This is a genomic window from Mesorhizobium sp. M5C.F.Ca.ET.164.01.1.1, assembly GCF_004792125.1.
GTDB lineage: Bacteria > Pseudomonadota > Alphaproteobacteria > Rhizobiales > Rhizobiaceae > Mesorhizobium > Mesorhizobium wenxiniae.
On record NZ_SRTG01000001.1, the window covers coordinates 2,402,160 to 2,417,082 of the forward strand.

Here is a 14,923-nt window from a genome sequence, read left to right on the forward strand (position 1 = left end):
TTGTTGATGTAGCTGACTGTTTCCCGAACGGCTGCTTATTGACAGCATCATCCCGGAAACCGACTGACTGCTGTCGGCGGACTGAAGCAACGCAGCATTTTCCACTTTGAGGCGGAGTAATTCTCAACTATGGTCCGCCAGGCTTTTGGCATGGGGGGGAATATTGCCGATGGTTTTATCACGCAGGGGTGTCGTGCTCGGCGGCCTGGCGCTGGTCGCGGTGGGTGCAACCAGCAATATTGCTCAAGCCGCGGCGGCAAAATCCTTTTTCGCCGGTACCGCCAGCGACAACAATTTTGTCTATCGCAAGACCAACTTCGCCAAGATCGACAAGAGATGGCATCGCCAGATCGTCAAGTATTTCAGCAGCGAGCCGGTCGGCACCGTCGTGGTCGACACCCGCCACCACTTCCTCTACGTCATCATGGAAAACAAGACCGCCATCCGCTACGGCGTCGGCGTCGGCAAGGACGGCTTCAAATGGTACGGCCGCGCGACGATCGACCGCCGCGCGCTGTGGCCGCAATGGGTCCCGCCCCCCGAAATGCGTAAGCGCAGGCCGGACCTACCGCACATGGTCGCAGGCGGCGCGTCCAACAATCCGCTCGGGCCGCGCGCGCTCTATCTGCACCGCAACGGCGCCGACACCGGCTACCGCCTGCATGGCACGCTGGAGCCATGGAGCATCGGCACCGACGCTTCCAGCGGCTGCATCCGCATGTTCCCGGAAGACGTCATCGACCTCTACCAGCGCTGCCCGATCGGCACCGCGGTGCAGGTCCTGCCGCACATCGCCGACCAGGCGCCCGCTTCCACCACTGTCGAATGATTGGCGCCTCATGAACCGCATGATTGAAAACACGCGCCGGCTGCTCGCCGCCGGCCTGCTTTTGCTGGCCGCATCCTGCTCGACCAGTAACACGCTGGCCCCTTCCACGCCCGACATCACCAACACCGAGGTTGCCGGCTTCCAGAACGTGCAGCCGGGCAGCGAGGAGGATTTTATCCTCAATGTCGGCCGCCGGACCTATTTCACCCAAGGTTCGGCCGCGCTCGATTCTGTCGCCAAGGCCACCCTCGACACCCAGATCGCCTGGTTAGCAAAGCATCCGCGCTGGCTGCTCAAGCTGCAGGGTTTTGCCGACGATCCCGGCGCAAGTGAAACGGCGCTGTCGCAGCAGCGCGCCGATGCGGTGATGGATTACCTCGCCGCCGGCGGCATAGACCGCAACCGCATGTGGGCCAAGGGCTACGGCAAGGACAGGCTCGTCCGCGACTGCCCCGACACCGCCTGCAGGTCGCAGAACCGTCGCGTTGTGTCTAATTTGCGCGATGAGAGGGACGAGCCGTAGGGGGCTGCTGTTCTGCTTGTGACCCGAAGCAGAGCTCACACGCGACGGCGGCATGGCTGCTTTGCGCCTGATATCGGCCGTTGACGTGACCGTTGCTACTGCCTGAAAGCAGACATTGTTGCAACCATTCTGGACGTCGCGGTTGCGGCATAACCGATGATTCCCGCCACCCCTCGATATCGGACGTTCGCGCGAGAACTGGAGCCGGAGTCTCAAGCAGTCAATACGTTGGGATTCAGTTCGCCGCGCCGACCCGCTTGCGCTTCCGGGTTTCCAGCAGCTTCGTCAGCCAGTCTGGATCCATCTCCGGCACCGAGGAGAGAAGCAGTTCGGTATACGGAGCATGCGGCGGCGTCAGGATTTCGGTCTTGAGCCCCTGCTCGACGACTTTGCCTTGGTGCATGACGACAATTTCGTCGGCGATTGCCCGCACCGTCGCGATGTCGTGCGTGATGAAAATGTAGCTGACTCCGAATTCTTGTTGCAGCCGCATAAGGAGCTTCAGGATCTCTTCCTGTACGATCTGGTCGAGGGCCGAGGTCACCTCGTCGCAGATGATGAGCTCCGGATTAGCAGCTAGGGCCCGGGCAATGCAGATGCGCTGCTTCTGACCGCCCGAAAGTTCGCCCGGCAGACGGTCGAGGAAGCTTTCGTCCATCTCGATCATGTGCATGAGTTCGCCAACGCGGCGGTCGCACGCCGCCCCTTTGAGGCCGAGATAGAACTCGAGTGGCCGGGAGATGACTTCCTCGACGGTCTGACGCGGATTGAGCGCGTTGTCAGGCATCTGGTAGATCATCTGAATGCGGCGCAGAATGTCTTTAGGCCTCTCCTTCAGTGTTTTTGGCAGACGTTGTCCCGCAAACGAGATCGAGCCCGAGACCGGCGGCAGCAGTCCGGTTATGACGCGGGCGAGCGTCGATTTACCGGAACCAGATTCACCGACGACCGCTACCGTCCGTCCGCGCGGCACCTTGATCGATACATCCTGCAGAATCTTGACTGCCCCGGCATAGGCGGCGGTGATGTTATCGATCGTGAGCAGATGGTCCGCGGCCGGCACTTCTGGTTTGGCTAGCTTTCGCACCGCCCAGAGCGTCCTCGTATAGTCTTCAGTCGGCGCCGCAAGCATCTGGCGTGTTTCGGCCTCCTCCACAGTACGGCCATGGCGCAGAACCATGATCCGGTCCGCCATCTGCGCGACGACGGCCAGATCATGCGTGACGTAGATCGCGGCAGTGTTGAACTCTTCGACAATCTTGCGGATCGAGGCGAGGACCTCGACCTGTGTGGTTACGTCAAGCGCCGTCGTCGGCTCGTCGAAGATGATGAGGTCGGGCCGGCAGGCCATCGCCATCGCCGTCATTGCCCGCTGCAACTGCCCTCCGGAGACTTGGTGAGGATAGCGGAAGCCGATGGTGTCCGGATCCGGCAGGTGAAGACGCCGGTAAAGCTCGATGGCATCCCGATTCGCTGCCTCGCGACTGGCGATCCCGTGAGCCACGACTGTTTCGACGGTCTGATCGAGGAGCCGATGCGCCGGGTTGAAGGAAGCGGCCGCGCTTTGTGCGACATAGGCGATGCGCGAGCCTCGGAGCCGCCGCCGTGCGGTTTCGCTCATGGCGAGGAGGTCGATCCCGTCGAACAGGATCGACCCTTGCGTGATTCGGCAACCTGGCTTGGCATATCCCATCGCGGCAAGCCCAATAGTGGACTTTCCGGCGCCGGACTCGCCTATGAGGCCGAGGACCTCACCGCGCCTTAGCGAGAGATTCACACCGCGAACGATCGGGTGCCAGCGCTCGTCGGAAAACCCTTCGACGTGAAGGTCGCGAATGCTGAGGAGTTTCGTCCCCTTTTCGCGTAGGCCAGAATCCTTACTTTTCATCGCGCAACCCGCTTGTCGCGTGCAGGAACCAGTCGACAACGAAATTCACAGAGACCGTGAGAAGGGCGATCGCGCCTGCCGGCAAGAGCGGAGTGATGTCGCCATAGGTGATGAGAGTGGCGTTTTCCCGCACCATCGAACCCCAGTCGGCTGTCGGCGGCTGGATGCCGACGCCGAGAAAGGAGAGCGCGGCGATAGTGAGGAAAACGAAACAGAAGCGCAGGCCGAATTCCGCGATCAGCGGCGGCAGCACGTTGGGCAGGATCTCCTTGGTCAGAATCCATCTCGGCCCTTCGCCACGCAGTTGCGCGGCTTCGACGTATTCCATGACGGCAACATTCAGCCCGACCGCACGCGCCAGCCGGAATACGCGGGTCGAATCGAGCAGGGCGATGATGAGGATCAGGCTGGTGATCGAGGAACCGAAAATGGACAGCAACATCAGCGCGAAGATGAGACTTGGGATCGACATCAGCACGTCTACCGCGCGCGACAGAATCTGGTCGAGCCACCCCCGGTACATCGCGGCCAGCAAACCGAGCGTGACGCCGACCGCGAAGGACAGAAGCGTAGTCGCGAAGGCGATGCCGATTGTATTGCGCGCGCCATAGATCAGCCGGGTGAGCACGTCGCGACCGAGTTGGTCAGTCCCGAGGATGAACTCCTGGCTCCAAGGCGCAAAAGCCTCGGTGAAAACCTGCGTTTCTCCGTATGGCGCTATCCAGGGCGCTAACAGCGCGACGAAGACATAGCCAAGGATGACCACGATGCCGAACCAGGCGCTGAATGGAGCCTTTTTGAGTGCGGTTTTTACCCGGGAGGCGCGCGTGCGCCTCTGTCTCGGAACCGCCACGACATGTTCGGTGCTGGTCATCGCGGGTGCAAAAGCCTCGGATTGGTGGCGATGGAAATGATGTCGGCGGTCAGGTTAAGCAGGATGTAGGTTGCCGCGAAGATCAAGGCGCAGGCTTGCACGACCGGAACATCCCTGGACTTCACCGCATCGACCATCAATTGGCCGATGCCGGGATAGACGAACACCACCTCGACGACGACCACGCCTACGATGAGATAAGCGAGGTTGAACGCAATTACCGTGACGATAGGCGCCCAGGCATTGGGCAGGGCGTGTCTGAGAACGATTGCCATCGGCGACATTCCCTTGAGCCGCGCCATGTCGATATAGGGGCTTGCCAGCATGTTGATAATCGCAGCGCGCGTCATACGCATCATATGGGCAACAATCACCAGCGTGAGGGTGATGGACGGCAGCGCCGCGCGCCAGACGTGCTCCCAGAACGGCGTTCGGTCGCTGATGTTCGCCAGTGTCGGAAATTTGGGAACCAGGTTCAGGACCCAGTTGATCGAAGCCGCAAGCCACTCGGGCAGGGATTGTGCGAATTCGGTTCCAATGAATGTGTCGCGCGAGATGATGAGATAGGCCAGCATATAGGCAACGAAGAATTCGGGGAATGAAATCGTCGTCAGCGTCACCGTGTTCACCACACGGTCGAACCAGCTGTTGCGGTAGAGAGCAGCGAGAATGCCGAGTCCCAGCGCGAGTGGAACCGCTATAAGGGCAGTCATCACGGCGAGGAACATCGTGTTGTAGAGCCGGGGCGCAATGATCTCGGCGACCGTGCGGCGGTAGCCGGTGCGGCTTGCGAACGAAGAGCCGAAATCCCCCTGCACGATCTGTCCGACCCAGGCGAAATAGCGCTCAACCGGCGGACGATCGATGCCGATCTCGCGCTGGAAGGCCGCGACCGTCTCGGGCGTCGCGGATTGCCCGAGCATCGCCCTGGCGAAATCGCCCGGAAGCATGGCAATCGCCGAAAAGATGATGATGGAGACGATGAACAGCGTGATCAGGCCGAGACCCAGGCGCTGCAGAACCGTCCTAACGACCGGGTTCATGGGCGGTGCCTTCGAGCGTTTCCCCTGAAAAGAGCGAACCGCCCGCGCCGCCGGCGGTTCGCCTGGCGAACGTCACGCGTTGGCTTCCCACCAGCGCTCGGCCATCTTCAGTCCGTCATTTTCCCAGTTCGGCGCCACCTCGCCATGCGCCAGTTTCTTGGACTTGGCGCTGACAAAATTGTTGAAGACCAGGACGATGGCGCCGCCGTCGTCATGCGTCAACTGCTGCATTTCGGCATACATCGCGGAGCGCTTGGCCTCGTCGGTCTCCGCGCGTGCCTGAAGCAGCAGTTCGTTGAAGCGGGGATTTTTCCAGAACGTCTCGTTCCAGCTGGAATCGGCCGAGTAGGCCTGCGTGAACATCCAGTCGGCCGTTGCACGACCGCTCCAATAGGAGGCGCACCACGGTTTTTTGAGCCAGATATTGTCCCAATAGGCGTCCTCGGCCTCGCGCACCACATTGACATCGATGCCGCATTGGGCCGCCGTCTCGCGGATCAGGGCGGCCGCGTCCACGGCGCCGGCGAAAGCAGCGTCGGCGACGGAAAGGTCGACCTTGAGATTTTCCATTCCCGCTTTTTTCAGATGGAAGCGCGCCTTTTCAGGATCGAACTTGTGCTGCGGCTCCGGATTGATGGCGAACTTGATAGCCGGTGCGATCGGGTTGTCATTCCCGACGGTTGCATGGCCAAGGAAGATCTTCTGCGCGATTTCCTCGCGGTCGATCGCCCATTTCAGGGCCATCCGCACATCGGGGTTGTCGAATGGGGCGACCGTCACGTTCATAGGCAGCGTGTAGTGGCCGTAGCCGGTGACCTCGAGGATATCGATATTCGGCTTGCGCTTCAGCATGCCGAGCGTTTTCAGGTCGGCGCGGCCGATATAATCAACCTCGCCGGTCGACAGCGCGGCCATACGCGCGGCGAGGTCCGTGATGGCGATAAACTCCACCTCGTCAAAATAGGGTTTGCCGTTCTTGAAGTAATTGGGATTGCGCTTGAGCTTCGCCGAGACGCCTGGCTGGAAGTTCTCAAGCACGAAGGCGCCGGTCCGGACACCCGATTCCCAGTCCGCCTTTCCGTCCTTGGCAGGCATGACGACAAGGTGATAGTCGCTCATGATGTAGGGAAAGTCTGCATTCCCGCTGTTTAGCGTGAAAACGATCGTTTCCGGGCCGTCTGCCTTGATGTTGGTCACCGATTCGAGCAGCGACTTCGCCGCCGATTTGGTGTCGGCTCCCATGTGATACTGCATAGAGGCGACCACGTCGTCCGCGGTGATGGTCTTGCCGTTGTGGAAGGTCGCACCTTTGCGCAGCTTGAAGACCCACGTCGTCGCGTCGTCCGAGGTCTCGAAGCTTTCGGCAAGGTCCGGCTGGATGCTGCCTTTCGCGTCGACCTCGGTCAGGCTGTTGGACATGGCACCCGAAAAGGCGGTTTGCGTGAAGGTATCGGGATAGCCGGCCGGATCGATCGAATCCGTCGTCGCGCCATGCGCCATGCCGAGCTTGGCGAAGCCGCCCTGCTTGGGTGCGGCCCGCGCCACGCTCACGAAGAGCATATTGGCGGCGGCGACCGTCAGGCCTGCCGCCAGCCCTAGATGGATGAAATCACGGCGCGAAACCTTGCCGCGCCCGATCAGGTCTTGCGCCAAGCGCAGTTTATATTCAGATTCCGACACTGCTTCCTCCCATTGCGGATTTCCCGCATTCTTGTTGTTGCCATTTACCGAGCAGATCTGGCGGATTCAGCCGATTTGCCTCCTTTCGATTTTTCCGCGGTTTGACGCAAATCCTACGCCGTTACATAGATTTCACCAGCTTCCACCGTGACAGGGAATGTTCGGGCACGCACGCCCGGATCGACCAGGGCGGCACCGGTCTTTATGTCGAATTCCCAGCCGTGCCAGGCGCAGCGCACGATTTCGTTCTCGCGGTGGTAGATGAATTGCGCTTGGTCGACCGGTGCCGTGGTTCCGCATTGCGGTCCCTCGCAAAGCGGAGCGCCGCGGTGCGGGCAAACGTTCAGCAAGGCATGGAATGAATCTCCGATACGGAAAACCCCGACTGAAAGGCTGCGGATCTTGGCGATGTATGGAGTTCCGGTCTCGATTTCGTCGACGCGGCAAATGTATGTCTTCTCAGCCATGGTTTGCTCCCGTCACGCGGCATTCGCCGCTTGCGTGCGGGGAATGCGTTTATAGACCTCGAGCGCATTCATTCCCATGATCTTGCTTTTCCAGGCGGGCGGGATGTGCAGCGTGTTGGCATCGTCATAATCCCAATGCGGGTAGTCGGAGGCAAACATCAGTGTGTTCTCCCCGTCCATTGCTTCGAGAGTGGACCAGAGATGCTGTATGTTCGCGGGCTGCTCCAGCGGCTGCGTGGAAAAGCGGATGTTGCGCCGGCAATACTCTGAGGGCAGCATCTTCAGCCACGGTGTTTCCTTGCGCAGCGCTTTGTAGTCTGCGTCCAGGCGCCACAATACCGACGGAACCCAGGCCACGCCGCACTCGATGATCACGAAATACAAATCCGGCCATTTCTCGAAAACGCCATGCGCGATCATGCTCGCCACATGCGACAAGGCCGACATGTGAAGAATAGCGTGCGTCTCCCAGAAAAAGGTAGTCGGAGCCGGCGCAACCGCGTTCCAGTTGATGCCGCCATGGCCGCCCAGGTGGATCGCGAATGGCAGCCCGACTTCGGCGCAAGCCTCGAAAATGGGATGATAGAACGGATCGCCGTAGGGTTTGACCGAGCCTTGGGAGGCCAGAACCTGTACCATACGGGGATGATTGCCGAGGCGGCGGATCTCGGCTGCTGCGAGCTTCGGATCCTGCGGCGCGATGATGATGGAACCCATAAAGCGACTGTCTTTGGGAAGCCACTCGGCGATCTGGTAGTCGTTATAGGCGCTGACCAGCGCACTGGCGTAATAGGGGTTTGCCAGCGTGGATGCCTCTATCGGCTCGTCGCCGGTGAGGATAGCGGCCCCGACATTATATTTGTCGAGGTGCTTTTCCTTCATGATGAGATAATTGTCGGCTTCGGTCTCTGGCCTGACATCCTTGCGGGAGAAGTCCTGCGGGTGGAACCACGGACGGTGCCCGTGCGGGAAGGCGCCTCTCGGACCGGTTTTCTCGCCTTCCACGAACATGTCTTTCCAGACGCCAGAAAGGTAGGGCTCGAGCACCGTCGCGCTCGACCAGTAATTGTGACAATCGCAATCGACTATGAACACCCTATCCAACTCCCTGGCGTAGCAGGCCGGCTAACCTAGCCGGCTCCTTCAACCGCAGCTTCCGCCTTGGGGATTATTTGATCAAGCTTGTAACTTGGGGTAATACGATCGGATTTTCCGATTGCGAGGTGACATGCAGCTGGATCACATCGAGACCTTTCTCGACATCATGGAGTCGCGAAATTTTAACCGCACTGCGGATCGTTTGGGCGTAACGCAGTCGACAGTCAGCACCCGCATCAAGAACCTGGAGCAGGCCATCGGTTCGGAGCTCTTCCTGCGAGGACGAGCCGGCGCCGAACCGACCGCGGCGGGGCGGCGTTTCGAAGCCTATGCGCGCGCCGTGCTGTCGACATGGTCACAGGCCCGCCATGACGTGCGGGCATTTAACCGGTTCGAAGGCACCTTGCGTGTCGCTGCCCAGGTCGGGATGACGCGCTCGATATTGCCAGGTTGGGTGGAGACGTTGTTCCAAGTGCTGCCAAAATCGTCAATTCACGTGGAATCCGACTATTCGCCGCAGATGATTTCCGATTTGAGCTTGGGAAATCTGGATATTGCTGTGGTCTACGCGCCCCGATACCTGCCTGAAATCTCCTACGATCCTCTTATGGTCGAAGAATACGTGATGGTATCTACGTCTGCCAGGATCCTGTCGGAGGTCAACCCGGATACGTATATCCGGCCAGGCTACACGGTCGCGCTTGAAAAAGCCCACGCCGTGGCGCTACCGGAATTGGCGATAGGCCGCCTTTCGATGGGCTCGGAAACGCTCGCCGAAGCGATGCTGCGGCGCATGGGTGGCACTTGCTATATGCGCAGTGACGACGCTCGGCGATATACCGCCGAGCGGCCGTCTTTTGTGGTCGAGGGTGCGCCCGCGCTTCAGCAGCCCGTTCACACCGCTATTTTGGCGCGCCGCAAGCACGAGCCGATCATCCGTAGAGGGATTCGCGCGCTCCATCTGGCCGTTATGTCCATGGAAAGTTAGATCGAAATACCCGATTGAAAAGAGGACATCTGCCGCTTTTTTTAAAGCATCCCGGCTGCCATCCTGGCCAAGTCAAGCAGAGTCAAATGATGAACGCGCACGCTTCCTTTTCGACCACCGATTTCGTTCCGGCGATGCGTCAACGGCAATGGGCGGAGGGCGCAAGACAGTTCGTGCGCTGCCGACGCGTCATCGATGACACGTCCGATGTCAGGACATTCGTGTTTTCGGCCGCTTCTGGCCACATGTTCAGCTTCAGTGCAGGCCAGTATTTAGTCCTGCACCTGACGATCGACGGCACCCGAGTAACAAGATCGTACTCGGTGTCGTCTCCGCCGACTCGACCGCTCGACCTGCAGATCACGGTGAAGCGGGTGAAGGGCGGGCTTGTTTCCAACTGGCTTCACGACAATCTCCGGCCGGGCCACGACATTGAAATCGAAGGGCCGGTCGGGCGTTTCAACTTCGACGATCTGCCATCCGAGAAGCCGCTTTTCCTTTCGGGCGGCAGCGGCATCACTCCCGTTATGTCGATGCTGCGGGCGCTAACCGACCGGGCATCTGGTCATGACATCCGTTTCATTCACTGCGCTCGGACGGCGAACGACATCGCTTTCCGCTCCGAGTTGGAGGCGCTCGCCGCGCGGTTCTCCAATGTCGATGTAAGCTTCATCTGCACTCAGGAAGGTTCGGCGTGGCAGGGCCCTAGGGGTCGGATCGACGGACCCATGCTCTTGCGGCTGGCCCCCGACCTTCGCCGGCGCACGTCTTACGTTTGCGGCCCCGAGCCGTTTATGCAGACGGTTCGGGCCTGTGTCGCGGAGATCGGCATCGCACCCTCGCAGTACCACGAGGAAAGTTTCGGCGGCGCGGTGGGCAATTCCATGCCTCCGCAATCGGCTGTCGCTGGCCAAACGCGCGTCCGCTTCGCCCGGTCTGGCGTGGAGCATCTTTGTGCGCCCGGAGAGACCCTGCTCGATGCGGCGCGCAATTGCGGGCTGTACATTCCCACCGCATGCCAGCAAGGCATTTGTGGTACCTGCCGGATGGTCAAGCTGTCGGGTGAAGTCGCGATGGACGACCTCGGAGGGCTCAGCCTTGAAGAAAAGGCTGCTGGTTACGTGCTGGCTTGCTGCAGCCGGCCGCAAGGCACCGTTTGCCTCGATCTCTGACCTCATTGCGAATTGATGGCCAAGCCCGGCGCTGCGGGCATGCCGGTGGCTCACATGATTGGATAAACGGCGCGCGCACTTATGAGTTGGTTCCGGCAACCTGCACTTGGCCGCTGGATCCTTTGAATGTCGGCTTTCGGGCGCATCGTGCGGCGGGAATGGTCGGATTGGGTCAGATCACGTCGGTACCCGCGGCGGCCTGAAGGGCCGCTTCTTATAATCCGAGCCTCAACGCCGCCCGCATTGCCGCTCTCCACCCGTCTCGGCGATCGGCGGCAGCCAGCCAGTTCTGGCCCTAGACTGGCTTCGCCGGTTGGCGTATCGCCGAATAGGTGAGCAGCGCCGAGGCGAGATAGAGCAGCAGGAAGACGACGTTGAGCGACAGCACCAGATCGGGCGTGTCCAGGATCGTGGTCAGCACATAGGTCAGCAGGACCGCCTTCAGCCCGGCAAGCAGGGCCAGGTTGATCGCCCGCACCAGTGTCTGGCCGCGCGCGAACAGAAGCTCGGCCTGGTATTCGACCAGGTTGCGTAAGGCGGGCACGCAGATCGCCAGCGCCACCAGAGGGGCGGCCTCCGCAACATTCCTGCCGAGCGCGTTGGGGAAGAAATGCAGCACGATGCCGAGTGCCGCCAGCGCCAGCGTCGAGACCAGGAACACGCCGCCTTCGATGCCGCTCTTGACCGCGAGGCGCGACAGAAGTTCCGGCGCCCGCATCATGCGCTGCACCAGCATCATCGAGAAGGTGCGGATCGGGATCGCCGTCAGGTCGACCAGCCGCATGATGATGGCATAGATGCCGGCGAGGTGCGGCCCGCCGATCGCCAGCACCAGCAGCTTGTCGAATTCCATCTGCAGGTAGAACAGCACCTCTGCGCCGGCCACGTAGACGGAATCGGCGAGCCGCCTCAGATAGAGCTCCAGCCGCAGCCGCAGCCTCTGGCGCGGATAGAAAAATCCGAAGGCGATGAGCAGCGAGGCGGCGTTGGCGCCGATATAATACCAGGACCAGACACCTATGGTCGGCTGCGCCGCGAACATGAACAGCACGGCGCCGAGCGCCCGCAGGGCCGTCGCCATGATCGTCAGCAGGGCGGCGCGGCCGAATTTGCCGAAACCGTTGTTGACGATCAGCGCCACCTCGACCGGCCGCCACAACAGCGCCTCGGCAAACACGATCGCCGCAAAGACCGACAGCGGCACGGTGCCGGCAAAGAAGATAAGGTAGACGCCGTACGAGGCGGCAGCCAGCAGCGGAAGCGAGATCACGCCGAGCAGCAGGAAGCCGGCAGTGAAGGTGCCGATCAGATTGGGGCGGATGGTGGCGGTTCGGTAAAGCGCCGAGATGAAGCCGAAGGCCAGGATGCGTGACAGCATCACGCCGGCCGCCGAAGCGGTGGCGAACATGCCGAACTCGGCGATGGACAGCGTGTTGGCCAGCGCGATGAAATAGGCGAGCGAAAACACCAGCCGCCCGCCCGCGCCGCTGATCGCCGAAAGATAGTCGCGAACCAGCCCCCGTCGCTCGGCCACGAAAGCGCCGATCCGGGCGAGGGGCCGCCTTTGCGGGATGTTGCCAGCCTGAGTCATGCGTGGAGACAGCATAGGCTGGAAAGTTTAACGCGCGGTTCTAGACATTTCCGTTGGCTCAAGAAGGGCACAACCGAAGAGGGAAACCTCGTCTTCAAGGCGGGGAAATTAACCTTTTGTTTCCTATGCTTGTTTAGCGTGGCTTAACGAATGGCTGACCGCGCGCGTCCAAGCCGCCAAGGGCAAGCTCCACGACAATGGTCGACAGGCAAAACCGTGAAGATTGGAAGCGCGAGCGGTCCTTGCTGGCGCTCGGCCAGGCGATGCGCGGCGAAGAAGAACCATCGCTGGTTTCGATCGGGGATCGGGCGGACCCGTCATGGCGCGAAGACGCCGCAACGCGCCATCGTCTCGCGCGCTCACGGCGCGAGGGGCGAGCGCATCCGGAATTTTCGGCAATCCCGGAGCCCTCTGCGATCCCGGAACGCCCGGTAACCCCGGAATTCTCGGCAAGCGATGAAACAAGCCAGTTTCAAGCCGATCATGCATCCGCTTCGACCGCCCGGATACCGCCTGAGACCGACGATGCCGTTGAAGCGGGCTATGCGGACGCCAGGCTGCGGGAGGAGCCGTTTGCTGCCGGTGCCTCCGAGGACCACCGTTCCGATGCCGATCCTCGACATGCCGCATTCGATCCGCGATACGCATTCGAACCTCGGTATCCCGCGTCCGATCCACGATATGCAACGTTCGAGCCTCAATACGCCGGCGACGAGCAGCGGTCTTCCCATGAGGACGACGGCGGATGGAAGCCGTTGATCGATCCGATGCAGGTGGTCCGCGGCGTTGCCCGGTCGAAGCTGCTGATTGTCGCCATGACGATCCTGGGCGCCACGCTTGGCGTCGCGATCGCGCTGTCGACGCCGAAGAAATACGAAGCCACCGCAGAGCTGATCGTCGACCCGCGCGACCTGAAGCTCACCGATCGCGACCTCACCCAATCGGTGGTTGCGTCCGACGCCACGCTGGCCATCGTCGAAAACCAGGTTCGCGTGCTCACCTCCGGTACTGTTCTCAACAAGGTCGTGGACAAGCTCAATCTCGTCAACGATCCGGAGTTCAACGGGCAAGGTTCCGACGGCCTGGGCGTGATGACGCTCATCCGATCGATCCTGTCGCGCAATGACGGGCCGGGTGCCGACGAGGGCCGCCGCCTTGCGCTGGCCGTCGCCAATCTGGCGGAGAGCCTTTCGGTCGAGCGCGGCGGCAAGACCTTCGTCATCTCCGTCAGCGCCACCACGCAAAATGGCGAGAAGTCGGCGCTCATCGCCAACACGATGACGGACGTTTTCCTGCAGACCTTCGGTCAGATCCAGTCCGATACCGCTGGCCGCGCGACCAACGAACTGACGGGCAGGCTCGACGAGCTGCGCAAGGGAGTGGAAGTGGCCGAGCGCAAGGTCGAGGATTTCAGGGCCGCGCACGATCTCGTCGACGCACAAGGCCATCTGATCAGCGACGACGAGATGCTCAAGCTCAACCAGCAGCTCGCCATCGCCCGCGCGCGCACGCTGGAGCTCAACGCCCGCGCTGCGTCGGCGCGCTCGATCGACGTGAATACGGTTCTGAGCGGCACCTTGCCGGAGGAGATCAACGCCAACACCATGAGCGAATTGCGCTCGCAATATGCGACGCTCAAGCAGGAGGCCGACCGCGCTGCTATCCGGTTCGGGCCGCGCCATCCCGAGCTCCAGGCGCTGAATGCCCAGCTTGCCGGCTCGCGCGAGCGTATCGCCGGGGAACTGCGCCGCATCGCCTCGTCGCTGCAGGTCGACCTGAGGCGCGCCGTGCAGCTCGAACAGGATCTGGCCTCCCGACTGGCGCAGTTGAAGGTCCGCAGCGGCGACGTCAACAGCGACCTGGTCACCCTGCGCGAACTGGAGCGCGAGGCCGCCGCCAAGCGCTCCGTCTATGAACAGTACCTTCTGCGCGCAAAGGAGACCGGCGAGCAGAAGGACATCAACACCGCCAACATCAATGTGATCTCCAAGGCGTTCGCCCCGCTTGAGCCGAACGGACCGTCGCGCGCCGTGACGGTGCTTGCCGGCCTGCTGGCAGGCCTCGCCTCTGGTGTCGGTCTGGGCGCCATGCGCGGCGCCCATGCGAGCCTGCGCGAAACCGCCAATTCGCGGCCGCGCCGCAGGGAACGCCGGTTTGAAGACCAGGCATACCAGGCGGCGCCACCGCGCGTTCCGCCAGTCGAGGCCACCAGGCGTTCAGGTCCGATCAGTGCGCTGCTGTCGGCGGTGAGCAAGATCGTGCCGCGCAAGGCGCGCAGGGAAGACTCTGCCACTACGCGGTCCAGTGGCTCACTGGCCAGTGGCGCATCGGCAGTCGCCGGAGGCGCAAAGCGGGATCCGGAAACCACCGGCTACAGGCAGCCGCAAGTCCAGCAAGGCGCCTATGCACCGCAGCAGGCGATGTACCCGGCCCCGCCTATGCAGGCGCATGCGCAACCGCCGATGGGCTATCCCTGGCAGATGCAGCCGCCGCCGGCCGGCTACCCCTATCCGCCGGCCATGACGCCCCATGCCGGGCCTTACCCGCAGCAGCAGCCGGTCTATCCCCGAGCCTCGTCGGACGAGGCAAATCAGGCCTCGGAAGCCGCTGAACAGCAAGCCTCCATCGAGGAGATCCGAGCCAGCCTGCGCGAATTCCGCGAAGCGGTTCGCGAACTCACCGAAAGCCGATCGCGGCGCTATTTCTGAGCGCCGAATAGAATAAAAGCCACCGGTTTCGAGTTAGCGGCATAAGACGGCGCTTTGACGGG

At 61.6% G+C, this 14,923-nt stretch carries 12 protein-coding genes; 5 read left to right on the forward strand and 7 right to left on the reverse strand.

Annotation, left to right across the window (positions count from 1 at the left end; all coding sequences use genetic code 11):
• Positions 1-169 precede the first annotated feature (169 nt).
• Positions 170-829 carry a L,D-transpeptidase gene (locus EN807_RS11965; RefSeq protein WP_135935063.1) on the forward strand — a complete coding sequence of 220 codons (660 nt, stop codon included), beginning with the start codon at positions 170-172 and terminating at the stop codon, positions 827-829.
• A gap of 10 nt (positions 830-839) precedes the next feature.
• Positions 840-1,352 carry an OmpA family protein gene (locus EN807_RS11970; protein WP_128187260.1) on the forward strand — a complete coding sequence of 171 codons (513 nt, stop codon included), beginning with the start codon at positions 840-842 and terminating at the stop codon, positions 1,350-1,352.
• 235 nt (positions 1,353-1,587) lie between these two features.
• Here EN807_RS11970 and EN807_RS11975 read toward each other — a convergent pair whose 3' ends face one another.
• The 6 genes from EN807_RS11975 to EN807_RS12000 all read right to left on the reverse strand — a co-directional run bounded on the left by EN807_RS11975 (position 1,588) and on the right by EN807_RS12000 (position 8,399).
• The gene (locus EN807_RS11975; protein ID WP_135935064.1) at positions 1,588-3,240 is read right to left on the reverse strand and encodes an ABC transporter ATP-binding protein; all 1,653 of its coding nucleotides are present in this window, start codon (positions 3,238-3,240) and stop codon (positions 1,588-1,590) included.
• Positions 3,230-4,114: an ABC transporter permease gene (locus EN807_RS11980; protein ID WP_135935065.1), complete on the reverse strand. Its 885-nt coding sequence runs from the start codon at positions 4,112-4,114 to the stop codon at positions 3,230-3,232. Before EN807_RS11980 ends, EN807_RS11975 begins: the two co-directional genes overlap by 11 nt.
• A complete protein-coding gene (locus tag EN807_RS11985) occupies positions 4,111-5,157 on the reverse strand; it encodes an ABC transporter permease (protein ID WP_127315246.1) in 1,047 nt (348 codons plus the stop codon). The genes EN807_RS11980 and EN807_RS11985 overlap by 4 nt, the downstream gene beginning before the upstream one ends.
• 72 nt (positions 5,158-5,229) lie before the next feature.
• A complete protein-coding gene (locus EN807_RS11990) occupies positions 5,230-6,837 on the reverse strand; it encodes an ABC transporter substrate-binding protein (protein ID WP_246684067.1) in 1,608 nt (535 codons plus the stop codon).
• Positions 6,838-6,950: 113 nt separating this feature from the next.
• The gene (locus EN807_RS11995) at positions 6,951-7,304 is read right to left on the reverse strand and encodes a Rieske (2Fe-2S) protein (protein ID WP_023797723.1); all 354 of its coding nucleotides are present in this window, start codon (positions 7,302-7,304) and stop codon (positions 6,951-6,953) included.
• A 12-nt stretch (positions 7,305-7,316) separates the two neighbouring features.
• Positions 7,317-8,399, reverse strand: coding sequence for an amidohydrolase family protein (locus EN807_RS12000; RefSeq protein ID WP_127315245.1), 1,083 nt, complete (start codon positions 8,397-8,399; stop codon positions 7,317-7,319).
• 133 nt (positions 8,400-8,532) lie between these two features.
• Between EN807_RS12000 and EN807_RS12005 the strand changes: the two genes are divergently transcribed.
• Together EN807_RS12005 and EN807_RS12010 are read left to right on the forward strand one after the other, a co-directional pair.
• On the forward strand, positions 8,533-9,390 hold the full coding sequence (locus EN807_RS12005; RefSeq protein ID WP_127315244.1) for a LysR family transcriptional regulator: 858 nt from the start codon (positions 8,533-8,535) through the stop codon (positions 9,388-9,390).
• 134 nt (positions 9,391-9,524) lie between these two features.
• Complete coding sequence (locus tag EN807_RS12010) at positions 9,525-10,562, forward strand: hybrid-cluster NAD(P)-dependent oxidoreductase (protein ID WP_281405203.1); 1,038 nt, start codon at positions 9,525-9,527, stop codon at positions 10,560-10,562.
• Positions 10,563-10,857: 295 nt separating this feature from the next.
• Here EN807_RS12010 and EN807_RS12015 read toward each other — a convergent pair whose 3' ends face one another.
• Complete coding sequence (locus EN807_RS12015) at positions 10,858-12,153, reverse strand: lipopolysaccharide biosynthesis protein (protein WP_135935067.1); 1,296 nt, start codon at positions 12,151-12,153, stop codon at positions 10,858-10,860.
• A 197-nt stretch (positions 12,154-12,350) separates the two neighbouring features.
• Between EN807_RS12015 and EN807_RS12020 the strand changes: the two genes are divergently transcribed.
• Positions 12,351-14,861: a GNVR domain-containing protein gene (locus tag EN807_RS12020; protein WP_135935068.1), complete on the forward strand. Its 2,511-nt coding sequence runs from the start codon at positions 12,351-12,353 to the stop codon at positions 14,859-14,861.
• The last annotated feature ends 62 nt before the right edge of the window (positions 14,862-14,923 follow it).

Bases quoted from the DNA above. Each gene is read 5' to 3' on its own strand.
- EN807_RS11965 (WP_135935063.1), top strand. From the start codon at position 170: ATGGTTTTATCACGCAGGGGTGTCGTGCTCGGCGGCCTGGCGCTGGTC.
- EN807_RS11970 (WP_128187260.1), top strand. From the start codon at position 840: ATGAACCGCATGATTGAAAACACGCGCCGGCTGCTCGCCGCCGGCCTG.
- EN807_RS11975 (WP_135935064.1), bottom strand. From the start codon at position 3,240: ATGAAAAGTAAGGATTCTGGCCTACGCGAAAAGGGGACGAAACTCCTC.
- EN807_RS11980 (WP_135935065.1), bottom strand. From the start codon at position 4,114: ATGACCAGCACCGAACATGTCGTGGCGGTTCCGAGACAGAGGCGCACG.
- EN807_RS11985 (WP_127315246.1), bottom strand. From the start codon at position 5,157: ATGAACCCGGTCGTTAGGACGGTTCTGCAGCGCCTGGGTCTCGGCCTG.
- EN807_RS11995 (WP_023797723.1), bottom strand. From the start codon at position 7,304: ATGGCTGAGAAGACATACATTTGCCGCGTCGACGAAATCGAGACCGGA.
- EN807_RS12005 (WP_127315244.1), top strand. From the start codon at position 8,533: ATGCAGCTGGATCACATCGAGACCTTTCTCGACATCATGGAGTCGCGA.
- EN807_RS12010 (WP_281405203.1), top strand. From the start codon at position 9,525: ATGCGTCAACGGCAATGGGCGGAGGGCGCAAGACAGTTCGTGCGCTGC.
- EN807_RS12015 (WP_135935067.1), bottom strand. From the start codon at position 12,153: ATGACTCAGGCTGGCAACATCCCGCAAAGGCGGCCCCTCGCCCGGATC.
- EN807_RS12020 (WP_135935068.1), top strand. From the start codon at position 12,351: ATGGTCGACAGGCAAAACCGTGAAGATTGGAAGCGCGAGCGGTCCTTG.